This is a genomic window from Pseudoalteromonas sp. GB56 (assembly GCF_054923835.1).
Genome location: NZ_JBPCHK010000001.1, coordinates 1,292,254 through 1,313,544, shown reverse-complemented (window position 1 = coordinate 1,313,544; position 21,291 = coordinate 1,292,254). Strand labels below are relative to the sequence as shown.

Here is a 21,291-nt window from a genome sequence, read left to right as displayed (position 1 = left end):
GCAAGCCACACAGTAAATTCTTTAGTAATGGTTCACGTATGATTAGTTGCAGTCAGTATGACTACATAGAAATAGTGTGCATGTTTAACTACCCGATTGAACTTACATTGAAATCGGGCGGTATCGTCGAAGGCACGGCACTCGATACTGCAACGAATACTCAGCACGAAGAATGCATCAAAGTGTTGGTTGGGAAAAGCGAACAACGTGTGGTGCTGGATAACATCGCACAACTCAAAGTCCTTGTTGAGAACCCGCACTTTTGTCATGTGTCTTTCGACTAAAACCTAGCTGAGCAAGCACAAAAAAGGCCGCAATATGCGGCCTTATCGAGGGTAAAAAATTTAATCCCGATTAAGGTCATACTTCTTCATTTTTTCCACCAAGGTGGTGCGACGCACGCCAAGAATTTCCGCAGCACGAGCCACCACATAGTCATAGCGTTCAAGCGCTTGAGTAATAAGGCTGATTTCTAGTTCACCCAAGTAATCTTTAAGAACGATGCCTTCATCAGGCAACATGCCCATATCAGCACTTTGGCCATGCTCAGGGGTATCTTGGTCATCATCTTCTTCAACGAAACCAGCCCCGAATATATCGTTCAACGCTTGGCGCTCGAGCAGCTCTTCTGGGTATTCTGGTACAAATGCCTCAACATCAACGTGCTGATACTTACTTGGCAAGTCAGGCACATCGACCACTTGATCAGGGAACATAATCACCATACGTTCAACGAGGTTACCCAGTTCGCGGATGTTGCCGGGCCAAGTATGGGCTTGCAAGCTCTCGATTGCTCGGTCAGTGAATTTAACGCCCTGACCACTTTGCTGTTGTACGCGCTTCGTCAGTTCTTTGAGTAATAAGCCAATATCATTAGCGCGTTCACGCAGCGCCGGATTTTCGATAGGGAAAACATTGAGGCGATAATACAAATCTTCGCGGAAATCACCCGCTTCAATCATTTCCTCTAAGTCACGGTGTGTTGCCGCGATAACACGCACATCTGCTTGAATAGGTTTGGTGCCACCCACACGTTCATAACTGCGCTCTTGCAGGACGCGCAGTAATTTCACCTGCATCTGCAAAGGCATATCGCCAATTTCATCTAGGAACAGTGTACCGCCTTGAGCGAGTTCGAAGCGCCCCTTTCGCGCAGAAATAGCGCCAGTAAACGCCCCCTTCTCATGACCAAATAGTTCGCTTTCTAGCAATTCACCGGGTATCGCACCACAGTTCACCGGGACAAACGGCCCTTTGTGTCGCCCAGATAATAAATGCACATTACGGGCAACCACTTCTTTACCCGTACCCGATTCGCCAAGAATAAGTACATTAGCATCCGTTTTGGCAACCTGTGATATGAGAAAGCGTACATGGTTAACCGCGTCAGTGTCACCCACTAACCCATTAAATGCTTTAGGTTTTTTTGTACTACCTGAACTCGGTTTCATGCGCAGATATTGCTGACAATCATGCAATAACTGTGTGGTGATATCTTGATTGAACGGCTCGCTGATTAGGCCTATTACGTTAGCAATTTCCAATAATGGTTTCAGGGTTTCACCGATGAGCAAAAAAGGCAACTCAGGGTGTGATTTGATGAACTGTTGATGTTGGGCATGACTGAGCGCCCCTAACACCACAATAGCTTCTTCAGTGGATTTAGCTGCTTGCGCTAAGTCTGTAGAAGATATGATTTTATTCGCTTCGCCAACAAACGTTAACGCGTAACTTAAGCCTAAAGCTCTATTATTATTATCATCAAGAATCAGGATCATCCCGGCGCCACAAAAACTAAGCGATTGTAATAACAATAGATTGTATTGCAGTGAGGGGAGGATTCAAGGAAAAGTGGCACTTTTTTGACGTATATGCCAAAAATCAGTCACTTTTCCTATGCTTTATTGATTTAAATTAAACTCTAATTGGATATCAGGCCCAATATTGACGCTGCATTTTGGTTTGCTTGGCCTCGCAAAGCGATGGATGCTTGGCTTAGGATGTCGTTCGCAGTGCGCTCACTGACTATCCGAGCGTAGTCAGCATCTTGAATTCGACTTTGGCTCGCTGCGATATTCTCGTTCTGTTGTGACAAACTGCGGATGCTACTCGAAAGCGCGTTCTCAAACGCACCTAACTGTGAGCGCTGTTCATTCACAAGTTGTGATGCATCATCGGATATCTGCAATGCCGACTCAACTCCCGCCTGTGTAGAAATATCAATTGAATTTATCGCGTTTAGAAAGTCGCTATTCGGCGCGTTGAGCGTATTCGTTTGGTTGGCGTCAGCACCAATTTGGAATGACACGCTTTGCCCATCAAACAAAGGTTTCCCTGCGAAGTTCGCTTGTTCTAATGTGCTGCCAATTTCTTCTTGTAACTGCGCAACTTCCTCTTGCAAAGCCTGACGGTCACTGTCATTTAATGCCCCGTTTCCAGATTGAATTGATAATTCACGTATGCGAGACACGGCATCGTTAACGTTACTCAACGCAGATTCGCTCACCTGAGCGTAAGATATACCGTCATAAGCATTGCGACTGGCTTGAGAATACCCGTTTTGCTGAGAAGTTAGGCGGTCAATAATTTGCAATGCTGCAGCATCATCGGCCGCAGAATTTACACGCTTACCTGAGGCAAGCTGTTGATCTAATTTGTTGAGGTTATTGATTGCTTGGGTGTTCAACGCACTCGAAGGTTGACCTACTTTCATACCACTCTCCAATAATACCTGCTGTGAGCAAAGCGAATAGTAAAGTATAGTTCAAAAAACACGCAAAAATAACCTATAAAATAGCGTGTCTATTGATGCGGTGAAGGTTGAAGTAAAAATTTCGGTATGTCAGTAGGTTATTTACCGCAACTTTATTGGCATAGATAGTGCTTAGTACGCTAAAGTAATATAAAAATCGCCAAATAAACGTTATTTATTAAGCGCTTTAAATTTCTTATTGGGTTTGGTGTCATTAAGAAATGTTTAAGTCCTTGGTGAGTATCTAATCCAAAGCAGGTTTTGGTTATGTTCGACAACAAGTCAATTTTGATCACTGGGGGCACTGGCTCCTTTGGTAAAAAGTATGTAGGCACGCTTTTAGCACGCTACAAACCAAAGAAAATCATCATCTATTCTCGTGACGAACTTAAGCAGTTCGAAATGCAGCAAGACTATAACGAACCGTGTATGCGTTACTTCATTGGTGATGTTCGTGACAAAGAGCGCTTACGCAAAGCAATGCGAGGCGTTGACTACGTCATTCATGCCGCTGCCCTAAAACAAGTTCCTGCTGCAGAATACAACCCAATGGAATGCATAAAGACTAACATCAATGGCGCTGAGAACGTGATTGATGCTGCTCTGGATAACGACGTTGAAAAGGTCATCGCGCTATCAACCGATAAAGCGGCCAGCCCAATCAACCTCTACGGCGCCACAAAATTGGCATCTGACAAACTCTTTGTCGCTGCGAATAATATCTCTGGCGGACACAAAACCACGTTTTCTGTTGTCCGTTACGGAAATGTTGTGTGCTCACGTGGATCTGTCGTCCCAGTATTTCAAAAATTTATTGATGAAGGTCGCGACCACATTCCTATTACTCACCCCGATATGACCCGCTTTTGGATCAGTCTCCAAGAAGGTGTAGATTTTGTACTTAAGAATTTTGCGCGTATGCAAGGCGGTGAAATTTTTGTGCCGAAGATCCCCTCGATCAAAATCACTGATCTTGCGTCAGCTATGGCACCGCAGTTAGAACAAAAAATTATCGGTATTCGCCCTGGTGAAAAAGTGCATGAAGTTATGTGCCCTGCCGAATTGAGCTTCGACACCTACGAGTACGACGACCACTTCGTTATCGCACCCGGTATTAAATTCCACAGTCGCAACAATGATTTTACGGTCAATGCACTTGGGGAACGTGGCCACCCTGTTGAACCAGGATACGAGTATAATTCATTGAATAATGAGCACTATTTAAGCCAAGAAGAGATCGTGGCGTTTAACGCCAAGGCGATGCTATGAAGTCTTATGGTCGTCAAACTATCAACGCTGAAGATGAGCGCGCGATAATTGAGTGCTTGCGCTCAGACTTCTTGACTCAAGGACCCAAGGTCACGGAATTGGAAAACAGCGTCGCTGAATTTTGCTCTGTCGCTCATGCGGTTGCCGTAAACAGTGCCACATCCGCGTTGCACATTGCCTGCCTTGCTCTCGACGTCGGCCCAGGAGATACCGTATGGACTTCTGCCAATACGTTTGTGGCGTCTGCCAATTGCGCTCGCATGTGTGGTGCTGAGGTCGAATTCGTTGATATCGACTCCAGCACTGGTAACTTATCTCTTGATGCCCTAGAACAAAAACTTTCGCAAGCGCAAGCAAACAATCGCTTACCTAAAGTGCTGATACCGGTTCATTTTGCGGGACAATCCTGTGACATGCAGGCTATCGCAAAACTGGTTGCCCCTTATGATATAAAAATTATAGAAGATGCATCCCATGCGCTAGGCGGTGAATACCAAGGCAAACCTGTAGGTTGTTGTGAGTACTCCGATATTAGTGTGTTTAGCTTCCATCCGGTAAAAATGATTACCACAGCTGAAGGCGGTATGGCACTGACGAATAATGCGGAACTCGCTGATACCATGCGATTGTATAGCTCGCACGGTATCACTAAAGCAAACAACAGCGACGACTCTCCGCCTTGGTATTATGAACAACACCTTCTGGGTTATAACTACCGCATGCCGGATTTGAATGCCGCATTAGGTGTGAGTCAGCTAAAGAATTTATCAACGTGGGTAATTAAACGAAATGCACTTGCGCAATATTACGATAAAGCTTTTGCACACACAGAAGTTGAGCCTCTTAAGCACGTCATCGACGGTGTAAGTAGCTATCACTTATATGTTGTACAAGTGGATGCACAAAAACGATTAGCGGTATTTAATCGGCTGCGAGAGCAAGGTGTTGGTGTGCAAGTGCATTACATTCCTGTGTATAAGCAGCCTTATTATCAAGCGTTGGGATGCCAAACTTTAGCGAACACCGAGCACTACTATGCACGTTGCATCTCTTTACCGCTGTATCCTACTTTGTCGAACGAAGAGCAAGATACCGTTGTACGACTGATTACCAGTGCGCTTAGTGAGGTGTAATTGTGTCACTGCCATTTTCCACGCAGGAATTAATTCAAGCCTATGCACAATCAGGTGTGCGACCAGGTAGCGTAGTTTACGTTACAGGCCATGTCGGCAAGCTGGGGATCTCTTTGGAGTTATCAAAAGCACAGTTATTTGACTTGCATTTTCAAGTCATACAAGAGCTATTGAGCGAATCAGGAACCCTAGTTGTTCCTACCCATAGCTTTTCGCTGTGTAATACCGACACACCGTTTTCTATCACCAAGACGCCCGCTGAAACAGGGCCTTTTTGTGAGTTTGTAAGGCAGAAACCTGAAGCGATTAGGCAGCTTCACCCTTTCTCTTCTCGCGCCGCGATTGGTTCGAAGGCTCGCTATATATGTGATAACACGTCTCGTCATAGTTATGGGCAGCATACCCCTTTTGCTCGCATGCTAGAGCTTGATGCTCGCTTCGTTTCCATCGGTATTCATCCAGCTCAAATTGTGAGTTTGGTACATCAATGCGAAGCAGATATGAATGTCCCATATCGCTACACCAAAGAGTTTTTACACCCAATCGAATATCCTGATGGCGTTCGAGTTGAGCCATATTATCATGGTGTCACCTATCGCGATTGCGATATCAATAGGGATAAAAATCAGAAAATATTTGCCCATTTCGAGCAGCAACATGCACTGCAGAAAATCTGCGTCGGCGGTGGTGATATTTGGAGCTTTTCGATGCGGGAATTTTATGATGCCACCACAGAGCTAATGCGTGATGACATATATGCATGGGTAAATGGCCCACCTAAACGCAGGCCCTATCAAAATTAATTTTGGCTTTGTACGTAACCGATCAAGTCGTCTATTGAGGCGATGTCTAACAATGCATCGTCATCAATTTCTACGCCTAGCTCTTTTTTAATGAGGAGAATAAGCGTCATCACATCAATAGAATCTAGGCCTATTTCAGCAAAACCAGCAGCCAAAGAGTCATCATTCAGTTCGATATCGCTGTGTTGCCCAGCCACAATCTCGCATATTTTTTCTTTATAATTCATTGTATTAAATCAACTCACTAATTGTTTTATTAATTCTGCTCGACTGACTTTACCAGAGCGAGTTTTTGGTAGTGTTGCCACCTTGACCAATTTATTTGGCATCAAGTTAGCATCTTTACCTTGCATGTGATTTGCCACATCACGCATAGTAATATCGCTATCCCCTTCAATGCACAAGGTAACAATTGCATCTTTCACTTTACCTGGATCTGGCATACCAACAACACAAAAAGCATTTTTAGGGAACAAGGATAACAGTTTTGATTCAATTTCATCAGGGTGCACGAGCACGCCATTATAATTGATCACATCATCATATCGGCCTAGAAAAACAAGGTATCCATCTTCATCTAAATAGCCTAGATCAGAGGTAGCAAACCACCCACCTATAAGTTGGCTCTGCCAATATTCGTTGTCCAGATAACCAAGACACAAATTACTTCCTTGGATAGCAATGCGACCAGAGTGACCTTGCGCAACTTCTCGACCTTGGTCGTCAATAATACGAATTTTCGAACAAGCGGATGCAGGTCCTTCAGTGTTCGCCTTGTGTAAATGGGTATTTAATTCAAAGAAGGTCACGCGCATGGCTTCGCTCAGGCCATAGTGCAAAAAAATGCGTGTATGCGGCAGTGCTTCACACAATTGCTCTCTAAATAACGGATCAAAGCGCATCGCACCGGTTTGAATCCATTTAACACGCTCAACTAAGCCACTCAATTGATCACTGCCCAAGCGCAACAAGGCTGCGATCATTGAAGGCGCAGAAGATAGCGCATTGCATTGGTGCTGTTCGACAAGATTAAAAACACTAAATGGATTGTTGAGACTTTGCGGCAATACCAACGTTCCCCCATTTGCAGGATGCTGTGGCAACGGCCAAAGCCAAAAGCATGATCCAAGGATGCAAAGACCAGCTCGGTGCACTGCGCATCCATGTGCATTTGCGTATTCATAAAATGGCAAATATCACTAATGCCTTGATTGGATAGCCTCACTCCTTTGAGCTTTGACGAAGTCGTGCCGGAGGTAAAGATGACCATGGCTTCCTCATTGTCGCCCTGCGTCACAGGTAAGCTTGGCGTCTCTTTCGTGCTCGGCATTTGCGTTAGCTTCAACACTGCCTGACTCGCTTGCATTGCACCTTCAATACGCTCTTGGTCAACAAATGGTAAAGGCACCACAGAGACACCGATGAGTGCACAACCATAGTACGCCACCAGCAAATCGATTCCGCTGAAGCGCTCCACTGCAACGCGCTGCCCTTGCTCAACACCGCAGGCTTGAATTGCCGCGGCAAAGTCATTTATAGCCTTGTAGAATTGCCCATAGGTCAGTGCACGCTCACCTTGGAAAACACATACTTTATCGCTTCGATGGCCTTGGATATCTCGATATAAATTAGCGCTCACATTCACCCTCAAGAACATTAATATAATCAGAAACGCGTGCCATAAAACGTTGTTCGAATCCCGAAAAATCGAGACTCATGGCATAGGTGTTAGCCGCATTTAGGCGCTCAGTGATTTTGCTCGCAAGCGCAGACACCGATTCAGGATGAGCACTGCCAACGCCTTTTCGTAGCATTATTAATGACGCAATATTACTGACTTCGTCGAATGCACTTTGACTGATGTTCGGTAGGGTAATACTTAGCTCACTTGCTGCCTTTGATACGCCGTCTAATGTGAGTACGGCTGTGTTTTCATCAATCGCATTTCGAACTGCGCGACCGATGATTTTATGGGCACTGCGATTATCTAATTCTGCGTGCTTAACAAGCATGTCACACAAATCCGTTGAGATAATAAAATTATCAGCTGCGGCTTTTGCTAACTGGTCTTTATTGAAAGTTGCTGCGCTGAGCGTCTCTTCAAACAATGCCAAGCATTGCACCACATAGTCCATTGCTCTCGGTAACTCACCATACGCATACAAGCGATTATCAGGCTGACCGCTGATAGTTTGATTACATGACAGTAAAGACATCATACTGCCATTGAGGGCACGAGCTTGACCGCGGATGTAAGCCAACCCATAGGGGTTTTTCTTTTGCGGCATAATAACACTGGTGCGCGTGTGCGCATCATCAAGCTGTAAATATGAAAACTCAGCACTGTTCCACACGATAAATTCTTCACTGATTCTATCGAGCGTGGTCATAATTGAATTCAAAGGTAGCATTAAGTCTAAGCACATATCAGGTGCCCACATCGCATCTCGGGTGTGCTCAATGACCTTTGGGAACTCCAAGAGTTCCGCTATACGATAACGATCCATTGGGATCTGTGAACCATTCACACTGCCCGAGCATGCCGGGCTTTGATTGACCATATTTATGGCATTTTCCACTCGGTCTAAGTCTCGACTGAGTGGCATTTGGAAGCCTTGTAAATAATGTGCCAAGGTCGTTGGTTGAGCATGCTGCAAATACGTAAAGTCAGCCATGTAGGTTGCATGATGCTCGGCAATAACGTCGTTAAACGTAGCCACAAGTTTCGTGAGGGCTTGGTATACCTCGAGCATTTTTTCTCGACACGCAAGTTGCCACGCCAGTGTACTGGCCTCTCTTCGCGCCCGACCAATATGTATGTAGCCACTAAGGGAAGGGAGTTTACTTTGCAGGTATTTATCGCGATTGTTGTAGCTATCCCCCACGGCTGGATCCAGCGTGATTTGCTCTTCACCCTCTAAGTGAACGTCTCGCAGTCCTTGTAAAAGCGCCGACGCTACATCGGGTTTAACGACCCCATCCATAGATAAATTCATCACATGTGCTAAATCCGCTATGCTCAGCCCTGTCATTACGTAGCGACTACACTCCAGCTCATAAGCGAATGCACTGTTTACCAAGGTGTCACTTGGTGGTTTCTTAAAGCGTGTTTCTGCGCCTAGAAATCCGTTATTCATTATTCTCTTCCGAATTAGTTAACTCATTGCGGTCGTAATACGGATCAACAATAAGATCCCGCACCGCTTTATTGCTGTTATAAGGTTTAATAATTAATGTATCGCCATGTTTTGCCACCAACTTCGCCACATTCTCGCTGCATGCCAACACTTGGTCACCATTAACATTTACTCGGCAGCTAGCGCACAGACCAATGCGACAGTTTTTATCAAAACACACACTGCTATCTTGCTGTTGTTGTATCTTAAACAACAAATTCAGCAGCACATCATGGGCTTCGTAGCTTACGTGAAAGTCCTGATGATAGGCGCTCTTCGAATCAGCGATGTCATAACGATAAATTGATAAAGTGACTGTATTCATATATCGGCAACCCGCTGCATTACTTGAAGTTGATGATCATCTAAAAACACTCGGGTATTGAAAGGATGAACGTGAACATTTGGCTCTTCATCTTGACGATAATGCGCACCCAATGATTGCCCTCGCGATAATGCCGCCAACGAAATAGCCATCGCAACATCCAGCATATTCATAAGTTCTTGGCGCAACACTAACTCTTGGTTATAGATTGTTGATTGGTCTGAAATTTTCAGATTAGTTGCCTGCTCTTGGAGTGCTTTCAACGTGCCTATGTGAGCCTTTAAATTAGTTGCTGCTCGCAGCACACCTGCATTCTCGCTCATGCTGCGTCTTAGCAGATTCAAAATATCGGCGGGTGATTTGGCATCCGCTTGCAGAGTTTTATCGTTTTTAAGGCCCGGTTTAATGGCAGGCAAGGCCAAGTGATGTTCTGGTTCCTGCGCCACAATTTGACCAACTCGGCGACCAAATACTACGACCTCCAACAACGAGTTGCCACCGATACGGTTTGCACCATGTACCCCACTGCAAGCAGCTTCACCAACGGCAAATAACCCTACAATTTGCGCTCCCTGCGCATCCTCTACTCGGCCATCAAGATCGCACGCGACCCCGCCCATTAAGTAGTGGGCTGATGGTCTAACGGGAATGACATCTGTTTGGATATCGAGACCAAGGAAAGTCTGAGTTAACGAAGCCGCTTCATGCAAAGCAAACTGGTGTTGTTGGTCTATATGACGCAAATCAAGATAAACCAAGTCTTCTCCTTGGCTTTGTAATTCTCGCTCAATCGCTATAGACACTTTATCGCGTCCTGCCAACTCCATTTTCTGAGGCTCATAACGGCTCATAAACCGCTCACCCTGACTATTAATTAGATGTCCTCCGGCACCTAACACAGGTTCAGGCACTTGAATGCCCGTGTGTCCCAAACCAAGCGGGTGAAATTGCACAAACTCCATATCTGTTAGCGCAGCACCGGCTCTCAAGGCCATAGCCAAACCATCGCCTGTTGTTGCAACCGCATTAGTGGTTTCTTGATACACATTCAAGCCGCCGCCCGTGGCAATGACCACCGCGTTTGCTCGCACCCTCAATGCTCTACCGTCCCGCTTATGCCAACCTGTGACACCGATAATACGGCCATCAACTTTGATAAGCTCACTCACGTGTACTTGATCGAGCACTTGGATGTTGGGGTGTTTGCGGATGTGCTTGAGTAAGGTATTCATTAACGCTAAGCCAGTTCGACCTTTGACAAAACAAGCTCTGGGCGTCTGGCAACCACCAAACTTTTTTGTTTGATAGCGACCATCTTCACTTTTATCAAAGTGCACACCCAATGATTCAAACCAGTGCAACGTATCAACGGCTTGGTTACACATGTATTCAACCGCATCTGAATTTTGTGCGCCAGCGCCAGCCTTGAGCGTATCGGCGATATGCTCTTGAGCTGATTGCTCATTTACAGAGACGTTAATACCACCTCGAGCACTGACTGAGTGAGAATGGATTGGCTGAATCTTTGACAGTAAAATGACGCTGCGACCCGCATTAGCCGCTTCTAGCGCCGCAGTACAACCAGCCAGTCCCGCGCCGACAATTACAATCTCAGTGTCACGCTGCGTCATTGATAAATCCTTGATTTAAAACAAACACTATCTAACTTAATCTATAGGAAGACGATCTACCTAGTGTATTAATCAAATCTTCTACCCTAGAATGAGAAAGCGTAACAAATTTGTGTAAACTTAGGCATAGTTTCTGCATCTATTTGTGCAATAAATTATTGACGTGATTAGGAATCGACAATGACTTTAATTCAACAACGCCCAGCTAAGCCGAGAATGGCAGGTCGTACAAATGTCCTGGATAAGGGCATGGGACTGATGCAACTTAAAGACACCTTACAAACCTGCGGTGACTTCATCGATGTCATTAAACTGGGATGGGGCACGGCATTAGTAACCCCTAACCTAAAAGACAAAATAGATTTAATAAAGTCATTTGATATCGAGCCTTGTCTGGGCGGTACGTTGTTTGAATATGCGTACATCACTGGAAAAGTTGAAGACTATATCGCCATGCTTAAGGAGTTAGAGCTCGATCTCGTCGAAATCTCTGATGGCAGCATCACGCTGGCGCAAAAGGAAAAGAACGACATCATCAGTCGTTTTGCCAAAGATTTTACTGTGTATTCAGAGGTCGGTTCGAAGGATGACAAAGTCATTGTTTCTCCTTCTAAGTGGGTAGAGCAAATCAAAAATGAGCTAGCTGCTGGCGCACAAAAAGTAATCCTTGAGGGTCGTGAAAGTGGCACCGCGGGTTTATATCGCGCTGACGGTGAAATACGTATGGGGCTTGTTGATGAGGTTATTCACTCAGGAATTGAATTCAATGACTTAATATTCGAGACTCCCAAAAAGGCTCAACAAGTGTGGATGCTCAAGCAATATGGTGCGGATGTGAACATGGGCAACATTGCCTATGAAGAGGTTGTTTCATTGGAAACTCTGCGCTTGGGCTTACGTGCTGATACCCTGATGCACTTTCACGGTTAACACATGAAATTAGCAATAATTCCTGCGCGTGGCGGCAGTAAACGTATTTTGCACAAAAACATCAAGCCGTTTTGTGGTACACCGATTATTTGCTACGCCATTAAAACAGCGCTGCACAGCGGCTTATTTGATAAGGTCATCGTTTCAACCGATGACCCAGCAATAGCTGAGCAAGCCAGAACATGCGGAGCTGAAGTACCATTCTTTCGCCCAGATGACCTTTCTGGCGATCATACCCCTACCCGAGCAGTGATTCAGCATGGGCTAGACTTTTATGAAAATCAGGGGGTACAAGTAGACTATGTATGTTGTATTTACCCTACTAGCCCATTTTTAAGTGCGGACATTCTAAAAGAATCGTTTAATAATTTAAGCGCTACAGAGACTAAAAATGCGTGCTTTTCTGCGACTGAATTTCATTACAGCCCATTCCGTGGATTCTTGTACGAGAATAATGGACCTGAATTAGTCTTTCCTGAACATCAGAAGAGCCGCTCGCAAGATTTAAAGCCCGTTTATCATGATGCAGGCCAATTTTACTGGTACAAAACCGAGGTAGATAAAACGATTAACCCTGTTATCAACTCCTCCAACGCGATGATTCATGCTCTGCCAAATTACCTTGTGCACGATATTGATACGCCAGATGACTGGATAAGGGCTGAGCTATTTTTTAAAGCAATGAAAACGCATCATGAAGATAGCGCTTAGGTTCAATGTGTCTGCCAAAGTAGGCAAAGGCCACTTTGCGCGCTGCAATGAGATAGCAAAAGCGTTAACACGTCAGGGGGCTCAATGCGTCGCGATTATTTCGCTCGATAGCACCCTTGCTACAGTACATCACTTTAATGACGTATATACAGTTTCACCTGCGGATGACGCATTACAAACTGCTCGTTTGTGCAACCAGCTAGGCATTAAGACTATTTTGGTTGATCACTATCACTGCGATAGTGTTTATCAACGAGTACTAAAAAGTGAAGGGCTGAAACTTGCCCAATATGACAATCGTTGTGATGGACATTATGAGAGTGAACTATTAATCAATATCAATCCTGCAGCATGTAAACAATGGTATCAACATTGCTCATTTACAACATCACCGACATTATTACTGGGTATTCAATTCGCTGTCTTAAATCCCAGTGTAGCCGAGCACAGTTATACGCCATCGCAACGGGGATTGTTTATTTGCTTCGGTGGCGGAGATGATGGTGGCGCGAGCTATCACATAGCCAAACAGCTCAGTGAACAGTATGTGTATCCCATTCATCTTGCATGCAGTGATACATCACGAAGCGCGACGCTCTATACCCAAGAACAACCGAAGAACATTCAATTACATCTGAATCAGCAAGATTTACTTGCCATGCTCCGCTTTTGTGATGTAGCACTCATCACGGCAGGTACATTAAGCTATGAAATGTGTTATTTGGGACTGCCTTTTGCCTACGGCACTATTGCAGATAATCAGGTGAATATTGCTCAGGCTTGGCAACAACTTGATATAGGTCTGAATCTTGGGCCACTTGAAAACCCTCTTACTGAAGTGAATTTAGAGAAACTACTACACTTTATGAACAGCGCAACACCATCAAAGCAAGGAGAGCGCCTCGACGCGAATGGCGCAAATAGAATTGCAGAGGCGATATTATGTCTATGAAAATTGAAAAAGGTTTGCCATTGTTCGCGCCATTCGAGCTGTGCACTTTTCACAATTTCGACACCCCTATAGAAGTGCGCGGCACTGACTTCAGTTGGGGTTTGTTACCACAGTCTGTGGTGCTTGCAACGGCAAGAAAGTATTTTCTACAAGCTAATAAAAATCCAAATGTTGCTTGTATTTTGTCCACGGATTTATTTTGTGACACCGACAAGCCCGTTATTATCAGTGCCGATGCAAATGAGATTTTCCATCAATTCCACAACGAGTTTTCATACAAAGAACAACCTTTAGGTCACTTTATTTCTGCGCAAGTCAACATTGCACCTAGTGCGACAATTTGTGAGCCGGTCCATATAGACAAAGGTGTAACCGTTGAAGCTGGGGCTTATATTGGCCCAAATACTTACCTGCACCAAGGGGTATATATAGGCCCTAATTGCACTATTGGCACCGAGGGCATGCTGCCAAAAATGATCAAAGGTCGCAAAGTACATATAAAACACTTTGGTGGTGTAGAAATTAACGAAGACTGCTACATACATGCCAATACCAACGTGTCTCGCGCACTTCATCATGGCAGTGTTACGCGTATTGGTGCGCAGTGCCATGTTGGCATTGGCGTCAACATAGCTCATGACGTGGTCATTGGTGCGCGAACTGAAATTAGTGGTCATACAAATATCGCAGGGCGCACGACACTCGGAGAAAATGTCTGGGTAGGTGCGAATAGTACAATCTCAAATCATCTTCATATTGGCGACAACGCTAAAATTCGTCTCGGTAGTACGGTTGTTGAGAGCGTTGCACCGAATGACGATGTGTCAGGTAATTTTGCCTTGTCGCATCAGCAAAATCTTCGCCATTACTTAAGTGCTAAATTGAAATAAGTTATGAATAGTAAAGCAAATAACACCCTAATCCTTGATGGGACAACCATTACCAATGGCGGCAATCCATATGTGATTGCTGAGGTATCGGGGAATCATAAAAATGACATAGAGCGCGCAAAACGCCTTATCAAAGAAGCGCAGTTGGCAGGGTTTGATGCGGTGAAGATTCAATATTTCACTCCTGATGACATGACATTAGAGTTACAATTGCCGGACTTTGTAGTTCAAAGCGGATTATGGCAAGGGCGCACTTTGTTCGACCTATACCAAGAAGGGGCTACACCAAAAGAGTGGCTCGCCCCGCTATTCGACTACGCCAAACAATGCGGTATTGCGTTATTTTCTTCCGTGTTCTCCAAACGAGGGCTCGATATATTGGAGTCCATTGGTTGTCCTGCTTACAAGATTGCTTCATTTGAAGCCATGGATATTCCTCTGATTGAGGCAGTGGCAAAAACAAACAAGCCATTGATTATCTCCACCGGTATTATCAATAAACAACAAATTACTGAGGCGCTGGATGCGTGCTACAAACATGGCAACCAGAGTGTTGGCATAATGCATTGCATCAGCAATTATCCTGCGCCTCCGAGTAGCTTTAACCTATCGACCATCGAAGACATGATGCGCTCTTTTAATGTGCCTATTGGCTTATCTGATCACAGTCTCGATAGCCTCGCCGCTGTTGTTGCTACAGCAAAAGGCAGTTGTATGGTGGAAAAGCACATCACAATTGCCCGTGATGATGGTGCCATTGATTCCCCTTTTTCACTCCCTATAGAAGAAATGGCACAATTTGTATGCGATATCCGACATGCTCATCAAGCCATTGGGAATGTCGATTACAGCTGCTCATCACCACGCAAAAACTATCGCTCCTTATATGTAGTCAAAGACGTTGCCCAAGGAGAAAAATTTACCCCTCAAAACGTGCGCAGTATTCGACCTGGCCATGGTATTGAACCAAAACACCTAAATGACATATTGAACACCGTTGCAACTCAAGACATCAGTCGCGGTAGTGCGCTTACATGGGAGATGGTAGAGAAATGAATGGTGAACGCCTTTATCAATTAGCAACTGAATTATTCCCCATTTGCCGCAGCATCACCGGTGATGGTGTCAGGAAGACCCTTGATAAAATTAATAGTCAAATTGAATTGCACGACCTGTGTATTCATGAAGTGCCTAGCAAAACAGATGTTTTTGATTGGCAAGTACCCAGTGAATGGAATATCAAAGATGCCTGGGTCAAAGACCCAGATGGCAAAATAATCATTGATTTTAAAAACTCAAATTTGCATGTGCTTGGGTATTCATTACCTATCCATAAGACGCTTTCGCTAGAAGAGTTACAATCGCACTTATACTCTTTGCCTAAGCAGCCTGATGCGATTCCTTACGTCACTTCTTACTACCAACCGCGTTGGGGGTTTTGTTTAAGCCAAGAGCAAAGAGACTCACTTAAAGAGGGTCAATACGAAGTATTTATCGACAGTGAACTAAAAGATGGCTCGCTTACCTACGCTGAATTACTCCTGCCCGGTGACGTTGAACAGGAAGTGTTAATTTCCACTTATGTTTGCCACCCATCAATGGCGAACAATGAACTATCCGGGCCGTTGGTCGCGCTGGGCTTAATTGATTGGTTGAGTAAGCAGAAGAATCACTACAGTTACCGTTTTGTTTTTACCACAGAAACCATTGGCACTATTACATTTCTTAGCCGCTCGTTAACTGAGCTCAAAGAAAAGGTAGTCGCTGGATTTGTATTAACCTGCATCGGTGATGAAGGCGATTATTCAACAGTACAATCACGCTACGCAGATAACCTGAGCGACCGTATCGCTCTGCAAGTCTTGTCTGAGCATTATCCAGACAACCATAAAGTCTACTCATTCCTCACCAGAGGCAGTGACGAGCGCCAATATTGTGCACCGGGAGTTGATTTACCCATCTCGTCTTTGATGCGCACCAAGTATGGCCAATACCCTGAATATCATACTTCTTTGGATAATTTAGATTTTATTTCAGCTGCAGGCCTTGATGGCGGTTTAACCTTGGTGAAACGCTGTATAAATCTTTTAGAGAAGAATCATAAATATACAGCGACCAAGCTCGGTGAACCTAAGCTAAGTAAATATAACCTCTACCCAACACTGAGCCAAAAAGGATCATCCGGCGTGGCGAGAAATCTACTCAATTTTCTCGCATATTGTGATGGCACTAACGATCTTATTGATATTGCCAAAATCATCGATTTGAATACTCATGACGTCATGGAGTTAGTAGACACGGCACTTGCTAATGGCTTGATAAAAATAGCATAAAAAAAACCGGGTCATGATTTGTCATAACCCGGTCGTCAGTGCTTATTATGCATTCAGAACAAACTTAAGCGTTTATTCTAACCCCCAATCACACTTAGTTTTGTAGTTTTTCGGGAAGTCTTGCAAAATATCCTTAATGTAATCATTCCACATCTTCATTGCTTCTTTGGTCTTCGCAATGGTGAAATCGTCATCTTCATAGCTATATAGCAAGGTGATAAGCGGACAGTGATAATAAAGCAGTGACCCCTTAAACAAATGATAATAATGTGTATAGCGACCGCCTCGAAGTGAATAGACATATCGGGCTTGGCGTCTCAGAATATCCGCACACTCTTCACGGGTGCTGAACTCTTCTTCGGTAATACTCAAGATGTTATTACCTATTTCTTCAAACGCATCTAGATCAAGCACCTTATAGTCCTCATCTATCACCGTGTTGGGACTAAACTGGGTTGCCTTAATTTCCTCAACCAATTGCTGTTTTTCTCTGCCAAGTGACTCCAACACGACATCTTCCTCTTTGAGAGGATAGGCTCCCTTGATGTACGCACCTTGGCCAACGTTGTAGAAATTAGCCTCAGGACGATACGCTACCAGCTGTTCCATTTGGAAACGAGAAATCATGTACATCGAATTGGCCAATACAGTGCCGCCCAAGTTGCCTTTAACTTTGTGCTTGTACCCGCCTTTCGCTTTGTATTTACCTTTTAGGCTTTTGTCGTTATAAATTGAATATTTAGAATGGTGTTCGCCGCTCTCTGGTGTGCCATTGTCGACGCCAAATAAATAGATATTCTTGAAGCCGAATGAACTCGCAAATGACATCGCGGTGTTAGCTACTAGAGGGTTAGAGTACGGGATAATATCTTGGCGTGATTTAAAGTTACCTATACGCAGCAAAGCGTAGTAGTCAGAACCAGCTTCCGCCCCTTTCAAAGCCAAACCGGACCATTTGTACAGTTTCGGCGTATCCTCATAAATTACGTTGGTGGAGAGTAGGTTAAGCTTTGCATACTCTTCTTTGGGCAACGTATCTACGAGAATATCGTAATTACGGCGTGGACGTTCTATTAACACATGAAAGTCAGGTTGAATCCCCATCTTCAACAATGAACCCAAAGCCGTTCCTGCAGCGAGGATAATCGCATCGTTTTGATAATGCTTAAGTAGTTCTTCAGCGTCATCCAATGACGGGCCATTACCGATAACGAACACCGGCACATCTTGCATTGCCTCTGGGACGTGTTTGTCACTTTCCCAAAAGTTTGCACCACTTTCCATATGAGCGATAGTGTGTGAGATGCTGGTGATGGCATCATTGTAAAATCCAAAACCGTTTTGCAATTTAAAGTACTGAGCAAAGAAATCTTGAATTAGTTTGTTTAAATCTGTGTTTGGGTAATGCTGGTAACAGAAAGTACGAGTAATTGAAAAAGCACCTATATCTTTGACAACTTTAAATAAATCATCAAAGAATTCTTCATACGTGATCCCAAGTGAATGAACATACATCCTAGTTCTTTATCAACTTTTTCAATCAACTTATCCCACTCGATACAGAACAAGCTGGCGTAAAAGAGTTCAAAGTCGGGTTCAACAATAAAGATGTAATCAAACGTGGTGTGTTCAAAAAGTATTGGTAAGTGATACCCTAAACCCACACCAAACACCATGGCCGAAGGAAAGCGTTCTGGAATAGCTTTTAGCGCTTTGGGCTTGCTCTCTCGCGTTTGCGCCAATAATTCACTTACAATATTCATATGCTTGGTATGAATACGGTCATCCTTTTTGTCACCGCGATTTCGATAATCATATTTAACGGCACTAATCGCAGGGCTAGCAAGGTTCTTCTCTACTTGCTCTTTACACTGCTCTAATGGCGAATCGCTATACATGGGGATAGTTTCCCCTTGTTTAACGAAATTAGCAGACATCTCTTTAGTAACATGTAGGCAAAAATCTTCACGAGGAACGAAATTCTCAATCGCGTTGTATATATCGGGATAGTATTTTTGAAAAGCTAGCAGGTTATTTTGAAAACGTTCATTGGCTAATGGTGCAAATTCATCTTCTCGCTTTTGCTGTTGCTCTATGTCACTTAAAGATGATTGTGCTGACTCCAGCAATTGACTCAACTCATCGTTCAAGTTGTCAGAATTGCTCATGCTTTACCTACCCTTTTCTTTTTAGATGTTATTAAGCTAGCAAAGAAAACCTCAGAAAACCAAGGTTTTGCCTACTAAGGTCACAGGCTTATTGAATGTATTATGGTTGATTATACGCTTGAAGGTTCTTTCTATTTTTAGAGAATTGCGCAAGGTCTTTCTTAACTTCGTCTTGCTGTGACTGGATTTGAGAGATTTGGCCGATAAGCGTTTCATTTAGTTCACTTAAACGCTCTTGCCATTGCTGAATTTGCTCCGCTGACAATGCTTTGATTAACGCATCGAAATCAGCGGCAAGCTCATTCGCCTTGGCTTCATCGTTACTCTCTAAAGCCAAGGAAAATTGTGAAAACGTGTCTTCAATTTTTTGCAGGATATTATCCGGCACGGGCAGCCTCGGCACCACTGAGTGTTTTCACGCGCACATCAGCTGGAATAGCATCCCACGCCGATTTAATTTCTTTGAGTAGCACAACCACTTCATCAACGATACTGGTATCATTTTGAAGATTAGCGTCGAGCAGCCTATCAATCATGTAACTATAAAGCGCATATAAATTCTCTGACACTTCACCGCCTACTTCAAAATCAAGACAAGAACGTAGCGCCTCTAAAATAGCAGAAGCACGTGAAATATGTTCAGCTTTGGCTTCGAAGCTGCGCTTTTCGATAGCAACTTTGGCATGCACCATTTTTTCTACTGCACCGGCCATCAACATTTGGATTACTTCATAGCGATCTGCACCTGCTACTTGCGTCTTAAGTGCTTCTTTTTGGTAATTTCTAACTTTCGCGTTATACATAACATCTACCCTTTAAGATTTCTTGTTCGAAGTAAAGCCTGGCAGGCTAGCTAACTGAGCAGTTAAATACTGCTGAGAAGATTGCATTTGCGCCAACAGCACATCCAATCCCGAGTATTTCTTTCTTAATCTGGCTTCGAGCTGTTCCATACGATAAGTATGGTTTGCAACATCATCATCTAAATCGTCGAGCTCCGAATTCAGACTTTGCTCTCGGACTTTGATCAAACCACCTGAATCAAGATAGTTGCCCAGTGTCTCTTCGAACTTTTCACCAATACCGCCAACTCCTGCAAAAAGCTCTCCAACTTGTGGAAAATAATCGCTTAATGACTCACTTAGGCTTCGTACCGTCGACGATTTTTCTAAATAACCGTCTTTATCAACTGTCAGACCGATATCAAAAAGCGTACCGAATGGTTCTACACCAGACATAGTCGTTGATAAGGTATTAAAAATTTGCGACTCCAATGAGCGCATGGTTGCATCACCCGCTAAACCGCTTGTTGGGCGAGTTTGATAACCAATGGTGCCAATAAGGTTATTATAGTCGGCAATAAACTTGTCAATCAGTGTTGTCGCAGCTTCAGTATCAACATTAACACGCAAACGCGCACTCTCACCGGTTTCCGTTTCTTGTAATGCCTTGATAGTTAAATCTTGCACTGCATCTTTGAACGTATTGGTGTCATTCGTGATTGTTAAACCGTCCACGGTGATCATTGCGTCAGTCGCTTGATCAGCCGTCGCAATAGCCATTCCACCAGCACCACCGGCGTTGGCTACGGTTGATACATTGTCTAATTCAGCGGTATCGTTGGTTACAACTAAGTCATTGCCGCTACCTGTCACACTCGACGTCAGCACTAACTTCGCTTCAGAGCCAGTGTTGACGATATTCGCCGACACACCGAAGTTTGAATCGGAGTCATTAATTGCCGCGCGCAGATCGTCTAACGTCGCTCCCGCGTCTAAGGTTACGTCAAATGTTTTGCTGCCAGCAGTGAAAGTCAGTGTCCCACCTGATGCAGTAACCACATCAGAGCCTGCGCTAAACAAGCTTGAATTTGACACAGCACGACTGCCCTGAGCCAGTTGATTCACTTCAATATCAAAATTACCTGGCGTTGAATCACTGGTGGTCGTCACTGAAATAGCTTCACCAGAAGCGGGTTGTGTGATTGAAGCTTCGCGTTTTTGGAACGTGCTCATATCCGCGAGCTTTTTGATTGTTTCTTGCAGCTGAGACAGCGCCGATTTGACGGCACCAATACCAGAGAGTTCGACTTGCAGCTTTTTCTCTTTCTCGGCGAATAATTGCAATTTAGGGTAGGTTTCAGCTTCGACCGATGCTTGGATAATACTTTCCAAGTCAAGGCCAGAACCAATACCGGCTGAGGTGATTAGTGGCATAA

General features: G+C 44.3%; 23 protein-coding genes. 10 read left to right on the top strand and 13 right to left on the bottom strand.

Features of this window, described 5'->3' with window-relative positions:
- Nucleotides 1–38 precede the first annotated feature (38 nt).
- Complete coding sequence (locus ACH19P_RS06170; protein ID WP_462157656.1) at nucleotides 39–284, top strand: Rho-binding antiterminator; 246 nt, start codon at nucleotides 39–41, stop codon at nucleotides 282–284.
- A 60-nt stretch (nucleotides 285–344) separates the two neighbouring features.
- On the opposite strand, the gene ACH19P_RS06165 is transcribed toward ACH19P_RS06170, so the two are convergent.
- Together ACH19P_RS06165 and ACH19P_RS06160 are read right to left on the bottom strand one after the other, a co-directional pair.
- Nucleotides 345–1,778 (bottom strand): sigma-54 dependent transcriptional regulator, encoded by a 1,434-nt coding sequence (locus ACH19P_RS06165; protein ID WP_462157655.1) that lies wholly within the window; start codon nucleotides 1,776–1,778, stop codon nucleotides 345–347.
- A gap of 143 nt (nucleotides 1,779–1,921) precedes the next feature.
- Entirely contained in the window at nucleotides 1,922–2,713 is a 792-nt protein-coding gene (locus ACH19P_RS06160) for a flagellin N-terminal helical domain-containing protein (protein ID WP_462157654.1), read from the bottom strand.
- 306 nt (nucleotides 2,714–3,019) lie between these two features.
- On the opposite strand from ACH19P_RS06160, the gene pseB reads away from it, so the two are divergent.
- The 3 genes from pseB to ACH19P_RS06145 are packed head-to-tail and all read left to right on the top strand — an operon-like array spanning nucleotide 3,020 to nucleotide 5,957.
- Entirely contained in the window at nucleotides 3,020–4,021 is a 1,002-nt protein-coding gene (pseB, locus tag ACH19P_RS06155; protein ID WP_462157653.1) for a UDP-N-acetylglucosamine 4,6-dehydratase (inverting), read from the top strand.
- Complete coding sequence (pseC, locus tag ACH19P_RS06150) at nucleotides 4,018–5,154, top strand: UDP-4-amino-4,6-dideoxy-N-acetyl-beta-L-altrosamine transaminase (protein ID WP_462157652.1); 1,137 nt, start codon at nucleotides 4,018–4,020, stop codon at nucleotides 5,152–5,154. The genes pseB and pseC overlap by 4 nt, the downstream gene beginning before the upstream one ends.
- 2 nt (nucleotides 5,155–5,156) lie before the next feature.
- The gene (locus ACH19P_RS06145; RefSeq protein ID WP_462157650.1) at nucleotides 5,157–5,957 is read left to right on the top strand and encodes an AAC(3) family N-acetyltransferase; all 801 of its coding nucleotides are present in this window, start codon (nucleotides 5,157–5,159) and stop codon (nucleotides 5,955–5,957) included.
- Here ACH19P_RS06145 and ACH19P_RS06140 read toward each other — a convergent pair.
- From ACH19P_RS06140 to ACH19P_RS06115, 6 genes are read right to left on the bottom strand one after another with little or no spacing between them, the layout of a single operon-like run.
- Nucleotides 5,954–6,184 (bottom strand): acyl carrier protein, encoded by a 231-nt coding sequence (locus ACH19P_RS06140; RefSeq protein WP_462157649.1) that lies wholly within the window; start codon nucleotides 6,182–6,184, stop codon nucleotides 5,954–5,956. The two genes, ACH19P_RS06145 and ACH19P_RS06140, sit on opposite strands and share 4 nt — an antisense overlap.
- A 9-nt stretch (nucleotides 6,185–6,193) precedes the next feature.
- Entirely contained in the window at nucleotides 6,194–7,024 is an 831-nt protein-coding gene (locus ACH19P_RS06135) for a class I adenylate-forming enzyme family protein (RefSeq protein ID WP_462157648.1), read from the bottom strand.
- The gene (locus ACH19P_RS06130) at nucleotides 6,937–7,596 is read right to left on the bottom strand and encodes an AMP-binding protein (RefSeq protein WP_462157647.1); all 660 of its coding nucleotides are present in this window, start codon (nucleotides 7,594–7,596) and stop codon (nucleotides 6,937–6,939) included. Before ACH19P_RS06130 ends, ACH19P_RS06135 begins: the two co-directional genes overlap by 88 nt.
- Nucleotides 7,586–9,094: a lyase family protein gene (locus tag ACH19P_RS06125; protein ID WP_462157646.1), complete on the bottom strand. Its 1,509-nt coding sequence runs from the start codon at nucleotides 9,092–9,094 to the stop codon at nucleotides 7,586–7,588. Before ACH19P_RS06125 ends, ACH19P_RS06130 begins: the two co-directional genes overlap by 11 nt.
- A complete protein-coding gene (locus ACH19P_RS06120; protein ID WP_462157645.1) occupies nucleotides 9,087–9,458 on the bottom strand; it encodes a 2Fe-2S iron-sulfur cluster-binding protein in 372 nt (123 codons plus the stop codon). Before ACH19P_RS06120 ends, ACH19P_RS06125 begins: the two co-directional genes overlap by 8 nt.
- On the bottom strand, nucleotides 9,455–11,089 hold the full coding sequence (locus tag ACH19P_RS06115) for an L-aspartate oxidase (RefSeq protein WP_462157644.1): 1,635 nt from the start codon (nucleotides 11,087–11,089) through the stop codon (nucleotides 9,455–9,457). The genes ACH19P_RS06120 and ACH19P_RS06115 overlap by 4 nt, the downstream gene beginning before the upstream one ends.
- A gap of 180 nt (nucleotides 11,090–11,269) precedes the next feature.
- Between ACH19P_RS06115 and ACH19P_RS06110 the strand changes: the two genes are divergently transcribed.
- From ACH19P_RS06110 to ACH19P_RS06085, 6 genes are read left to right on the top strand one after another with little or no spacing between them, the layout of a single operon-like run.
- Entirely contained in the window at nucleotides 11,270–12,019 is a 750-nt protein-coding gene (locus ACH19P_RS06110) for a phosphosulfolactate synthase (RefSeq protein ID WP_462157643.1), read from the top strand.
- A 3-nt stretch (nucleotides 12,020–12,022) separates the two neighbouring features.
- Entirely contained in the window at nucleotides 12,023–12,730 is a 708-nt protein-coding gene (gene pseF, locus ACH19P_RS06105; RefSeq protein ID WP_462157642.1) for a pseudaminic acid cytidylyltransferase, read from the top strand.
- Nucleotides 12,714–13,682 (top strand): hypothetical protein, encoded by a 969-nt coding sequence (locus ACH19P_RS06100; RefSeq protein WP_462157640.1) that lies wholly within the window; start codon nucleotides 12,714–12,716, stop codon nucleotides 13,680–13,682. Before pseF ends, ACH19P_RS06100 begins: the two co-directional genes overlap by 17 nt.
- Nucleotides 13,673–14,572, top strand: coding sequence for a DapH/DapD/GlmU-related protein (locus tag ACH19P_RS06095; protein WP_462157639.1), 900 nt, complete (start codon nucleotides 13,673–13,675; stop codon nucleotides 14,570–14,572). Before ACH19P_RS06100 ends, ACH19P_RS06095 begins: the two co-directional genes overlap by 10 nt.
- Nucleotides 14,573–14,575: 3 nt before the next feature.
- Entirely contained in the window at nucleotides 14,576–15,628 is a 1,053-nt protein-coding gene (gene pseI, locus ACH19P_RS06090) for a pseudaminic acid synthase (protein ID WP_462157638.1), read from the top strand.
- Nucleotides 15,625–16,905, top strand: a complete 1,281-nt coding sequence (locus ACH19P_RS06085; RefSeq protein WP_462157636.1) for a DUF4910 domain-containing protein — start codon at nucleotides 15,625–15,627, stop codon at nucleotides 16,903–16,905. The genes pseI and ACH19P_RS06085 overlap by 4 nt, the downstream gene beginning before the upstream one ends.
- A gap of 72 nt (nucleotides 16,906–16,977) precedes the next feature.
- Here the strand turns inward: ACH19P_RS06085 and ACH19P_RS06080 are convergent, their stop codons facing one another.
- The 5 genes from ACH19P_RS06080 to fliD form a co-directional block, all read right to left on the bottom strand.
- Nucleotides 16,978–18,420: a motility associated factor glycosyltransferase family protein gene (locus ACH19P_RS06080; protein ID WP_462157635.1), complete on the bottom strand. Its 1,443-nt coding sequence runs from the start codon at nucleotides 18,418–18,420 to the stop codon at nucleotides 16,978–16,980.
- The gene (locus tag ACH19P_RS06075; RefSeq protein ID WP_462157633.1) at nucleotides 18,348–19,073 is read right to left on the bottom strand and encodes a hypothetical protein; all 726 of its coding nucleotides are present in this window, start codon (nucleotides 19,071–19,073) and stop codon (nucleotides 18,348–18,350) included. The genes ACH19P_RS06080 and ACH19P_RS06075 overlap by 73 nt, the downstream gene beginning before the upstream one ends.
- A 100-nt stretch (nucleotides 19,074–19,173) precedes the next feature.
- Nucleotides 19,174–19,461, bottom strand: coding sequence for a hypothetical protein (locus ACH19P_RS06070; protein WP_462157632.1), 288 nt, complete (start codon nucleotides 19,459–19,461; stop codon nucleotides 19,174–19,176).
- On the bottom strand, nucleotides 19,451–19,876 hold the full coding sequence (fliS, locus tag ACH19P_RS06065; protein WP_462157631.1) for a flagellar export chaperone FliS: 426 nt from the start codon (nucleotides 19,874–19,876) through the stop codon (nucleotides 19,451–19,453). Before fliS ends, ACH19P_RS06070 begins: the two co-directional genes overlap by 11 nt.
- A 12-nt stretch (nucleotides 19,877–19,888) precedes the next feature.
- Entirely contained in the window at nucleotides 19,889–21,289 is a 1,401-nt protein-coding gene (gene fliD, locus ACH19P_RS06060) for a flagellar filament capping protein FliD (RefSeq protein ID WP_462157630.1), read from the bottom strand.
- Nucleotides 21,290–21,291: the final 2 nt, after the last annotated feature.

What these genes read in the sequence shown, in the direction of transcription:
- ACH19P_RS06120 (WP_462157645.1), bottom strand. Translation starts at nt 9,458, where the DNA reads ATGAATACAGTCACTTTATCAATTTATCGTTATGACATCGCTGATTCG.
- fliS (WP_462157631.1), bottom strand. Translation starts at nt 19,876, where the DNA reads ATGTATAACGCGAAAGTTAGAAATTACCAAAAAGAAGCACTTAAGACG.
- pseB (WP_462157653.1), top strand. Translation starts at nt 3,020, where the DNA reads ATGTTCGACAACAAGTCAATTTTGATCACTGGGGGCACTGGCTCCTTT.
- ACH19P_RS06080 (WP_462157635.1), bottom strand. Translation starts at nt 18,420, where the DNA reads ATGTATGTTCATTCACTTGGGATCACGTATGAAGAATTCTTTGATGAT.
- ACH19P_RS06140 (WP_462157649.1), bottom strand. Translation starts at nt 6,184, where the DNA reads ATGAATTATAAAGAAAAAATATGCGAGATTGTGGCTGGGCAACACAGC.
- ACH19P_RS06170 (WP_462157656.1), top strand. Translation starts at nt 39, where the DNA reads ATGATTAGTTGCAGTCAGTATGACTACATAGAAATAGTGTGCATGTTT.
- pseI (WP_462157638.1), top strand. Translation starts at nt 14,576, where the DNA reads ATGAATAGTAAAGCAAATAACACCCTAATCCTTGATGGGACAACCATT.
- ACH19P_RS06100 (WP_462157640.1), top strand. Translation starts at nt 12,714, where the DNA reads ATGAAGATAGCGCTTAGGTTCAATGTGTCTGCCAAAGTAGGCAAAGGC.
- ACH19P_RS06125 (WP_462157646.1), bottom strand. Translation starts at nt 9,094, where the DNA reads ATGAATAACGGATTTCTAGGCGCAGAAACACGCTTTAAGAAACCACCA.
- pseF (WP_462157642.1), top strand. Translation starts at nt 12,023, where the DNA reads ATGAAATTAGCAATAATTCCTGCGCGTGGCGGCAGTAAACGTATTTTG.
- ACH19P_RS06110 (WP_462157643.1), top strand. Translation starts at nt 11,270, where the DNA reads ATGACTTTAATTCAACAACGCCCAGCTAAGCCGAGAATGGCAGGTCGT.
- ACH19P_RS06095 (WP_462157639.1), top strand. Translation starts at nt 13,673, where the DNA reads ATGTCTATGAAAATTGAAAAAGGTTTGCCATTGTTCGCGCCATTCGAG.
- ACH19P_RS06115 (WP_462157644.1), bottom strand. Translation starts at nt 11,089, where the DNA reads ATGACGCAGCGTGACACTGAGATTGTAATTGTCGGCGCGGGACTGGCT.
- pseC (WP_462157652.1), top strand. Translation starts at nt 4,018, where the DNA reads ATGAAGTCTTATGGTCGTCAAACTATCAACGCTGAAGATGAGCGCGCG.
- fliD (WP_462157630.1), bottom strand. Translation starts at nt 21,289, where the DNA reads ATGCCACTAATCACCTCAGCCGGTATTGGTTCTGGCCTTGACTTGGAA.
- ACH19P_RS06075 (WP_462157633.1), bottom strand. Translation starts at nt 19,073, where the DNA reads ATGAGCAATTCTGACAACTTGAACGATGAGTTGAGTCAATTGCTGGAG.
- ACH19P_RS06160 (WP_462157654.1), bottom strand. Translation starts at nt 2,713, where the DNA reads ATGAAAGTAGGTCAACCTTCGAGTGCGTTGAACACCCAAGCAATCAAT.
- ACH19P_RS06085 (WP_462157636.1), top strand. Translation starts at nt 15,625, where the DNA reads ATGAATGGTGAACGCCTTTATCAATTAGCAACTGAATTATTCCCCATT.
- ACH19P_RS06165 (WP_462157655.1), bottom strand. Translation starts at nt 1,778, where the DNA reads ATGATCCTGATTCTTGATGATAATAATAATAGAGCTTTAGGCTTAAGT.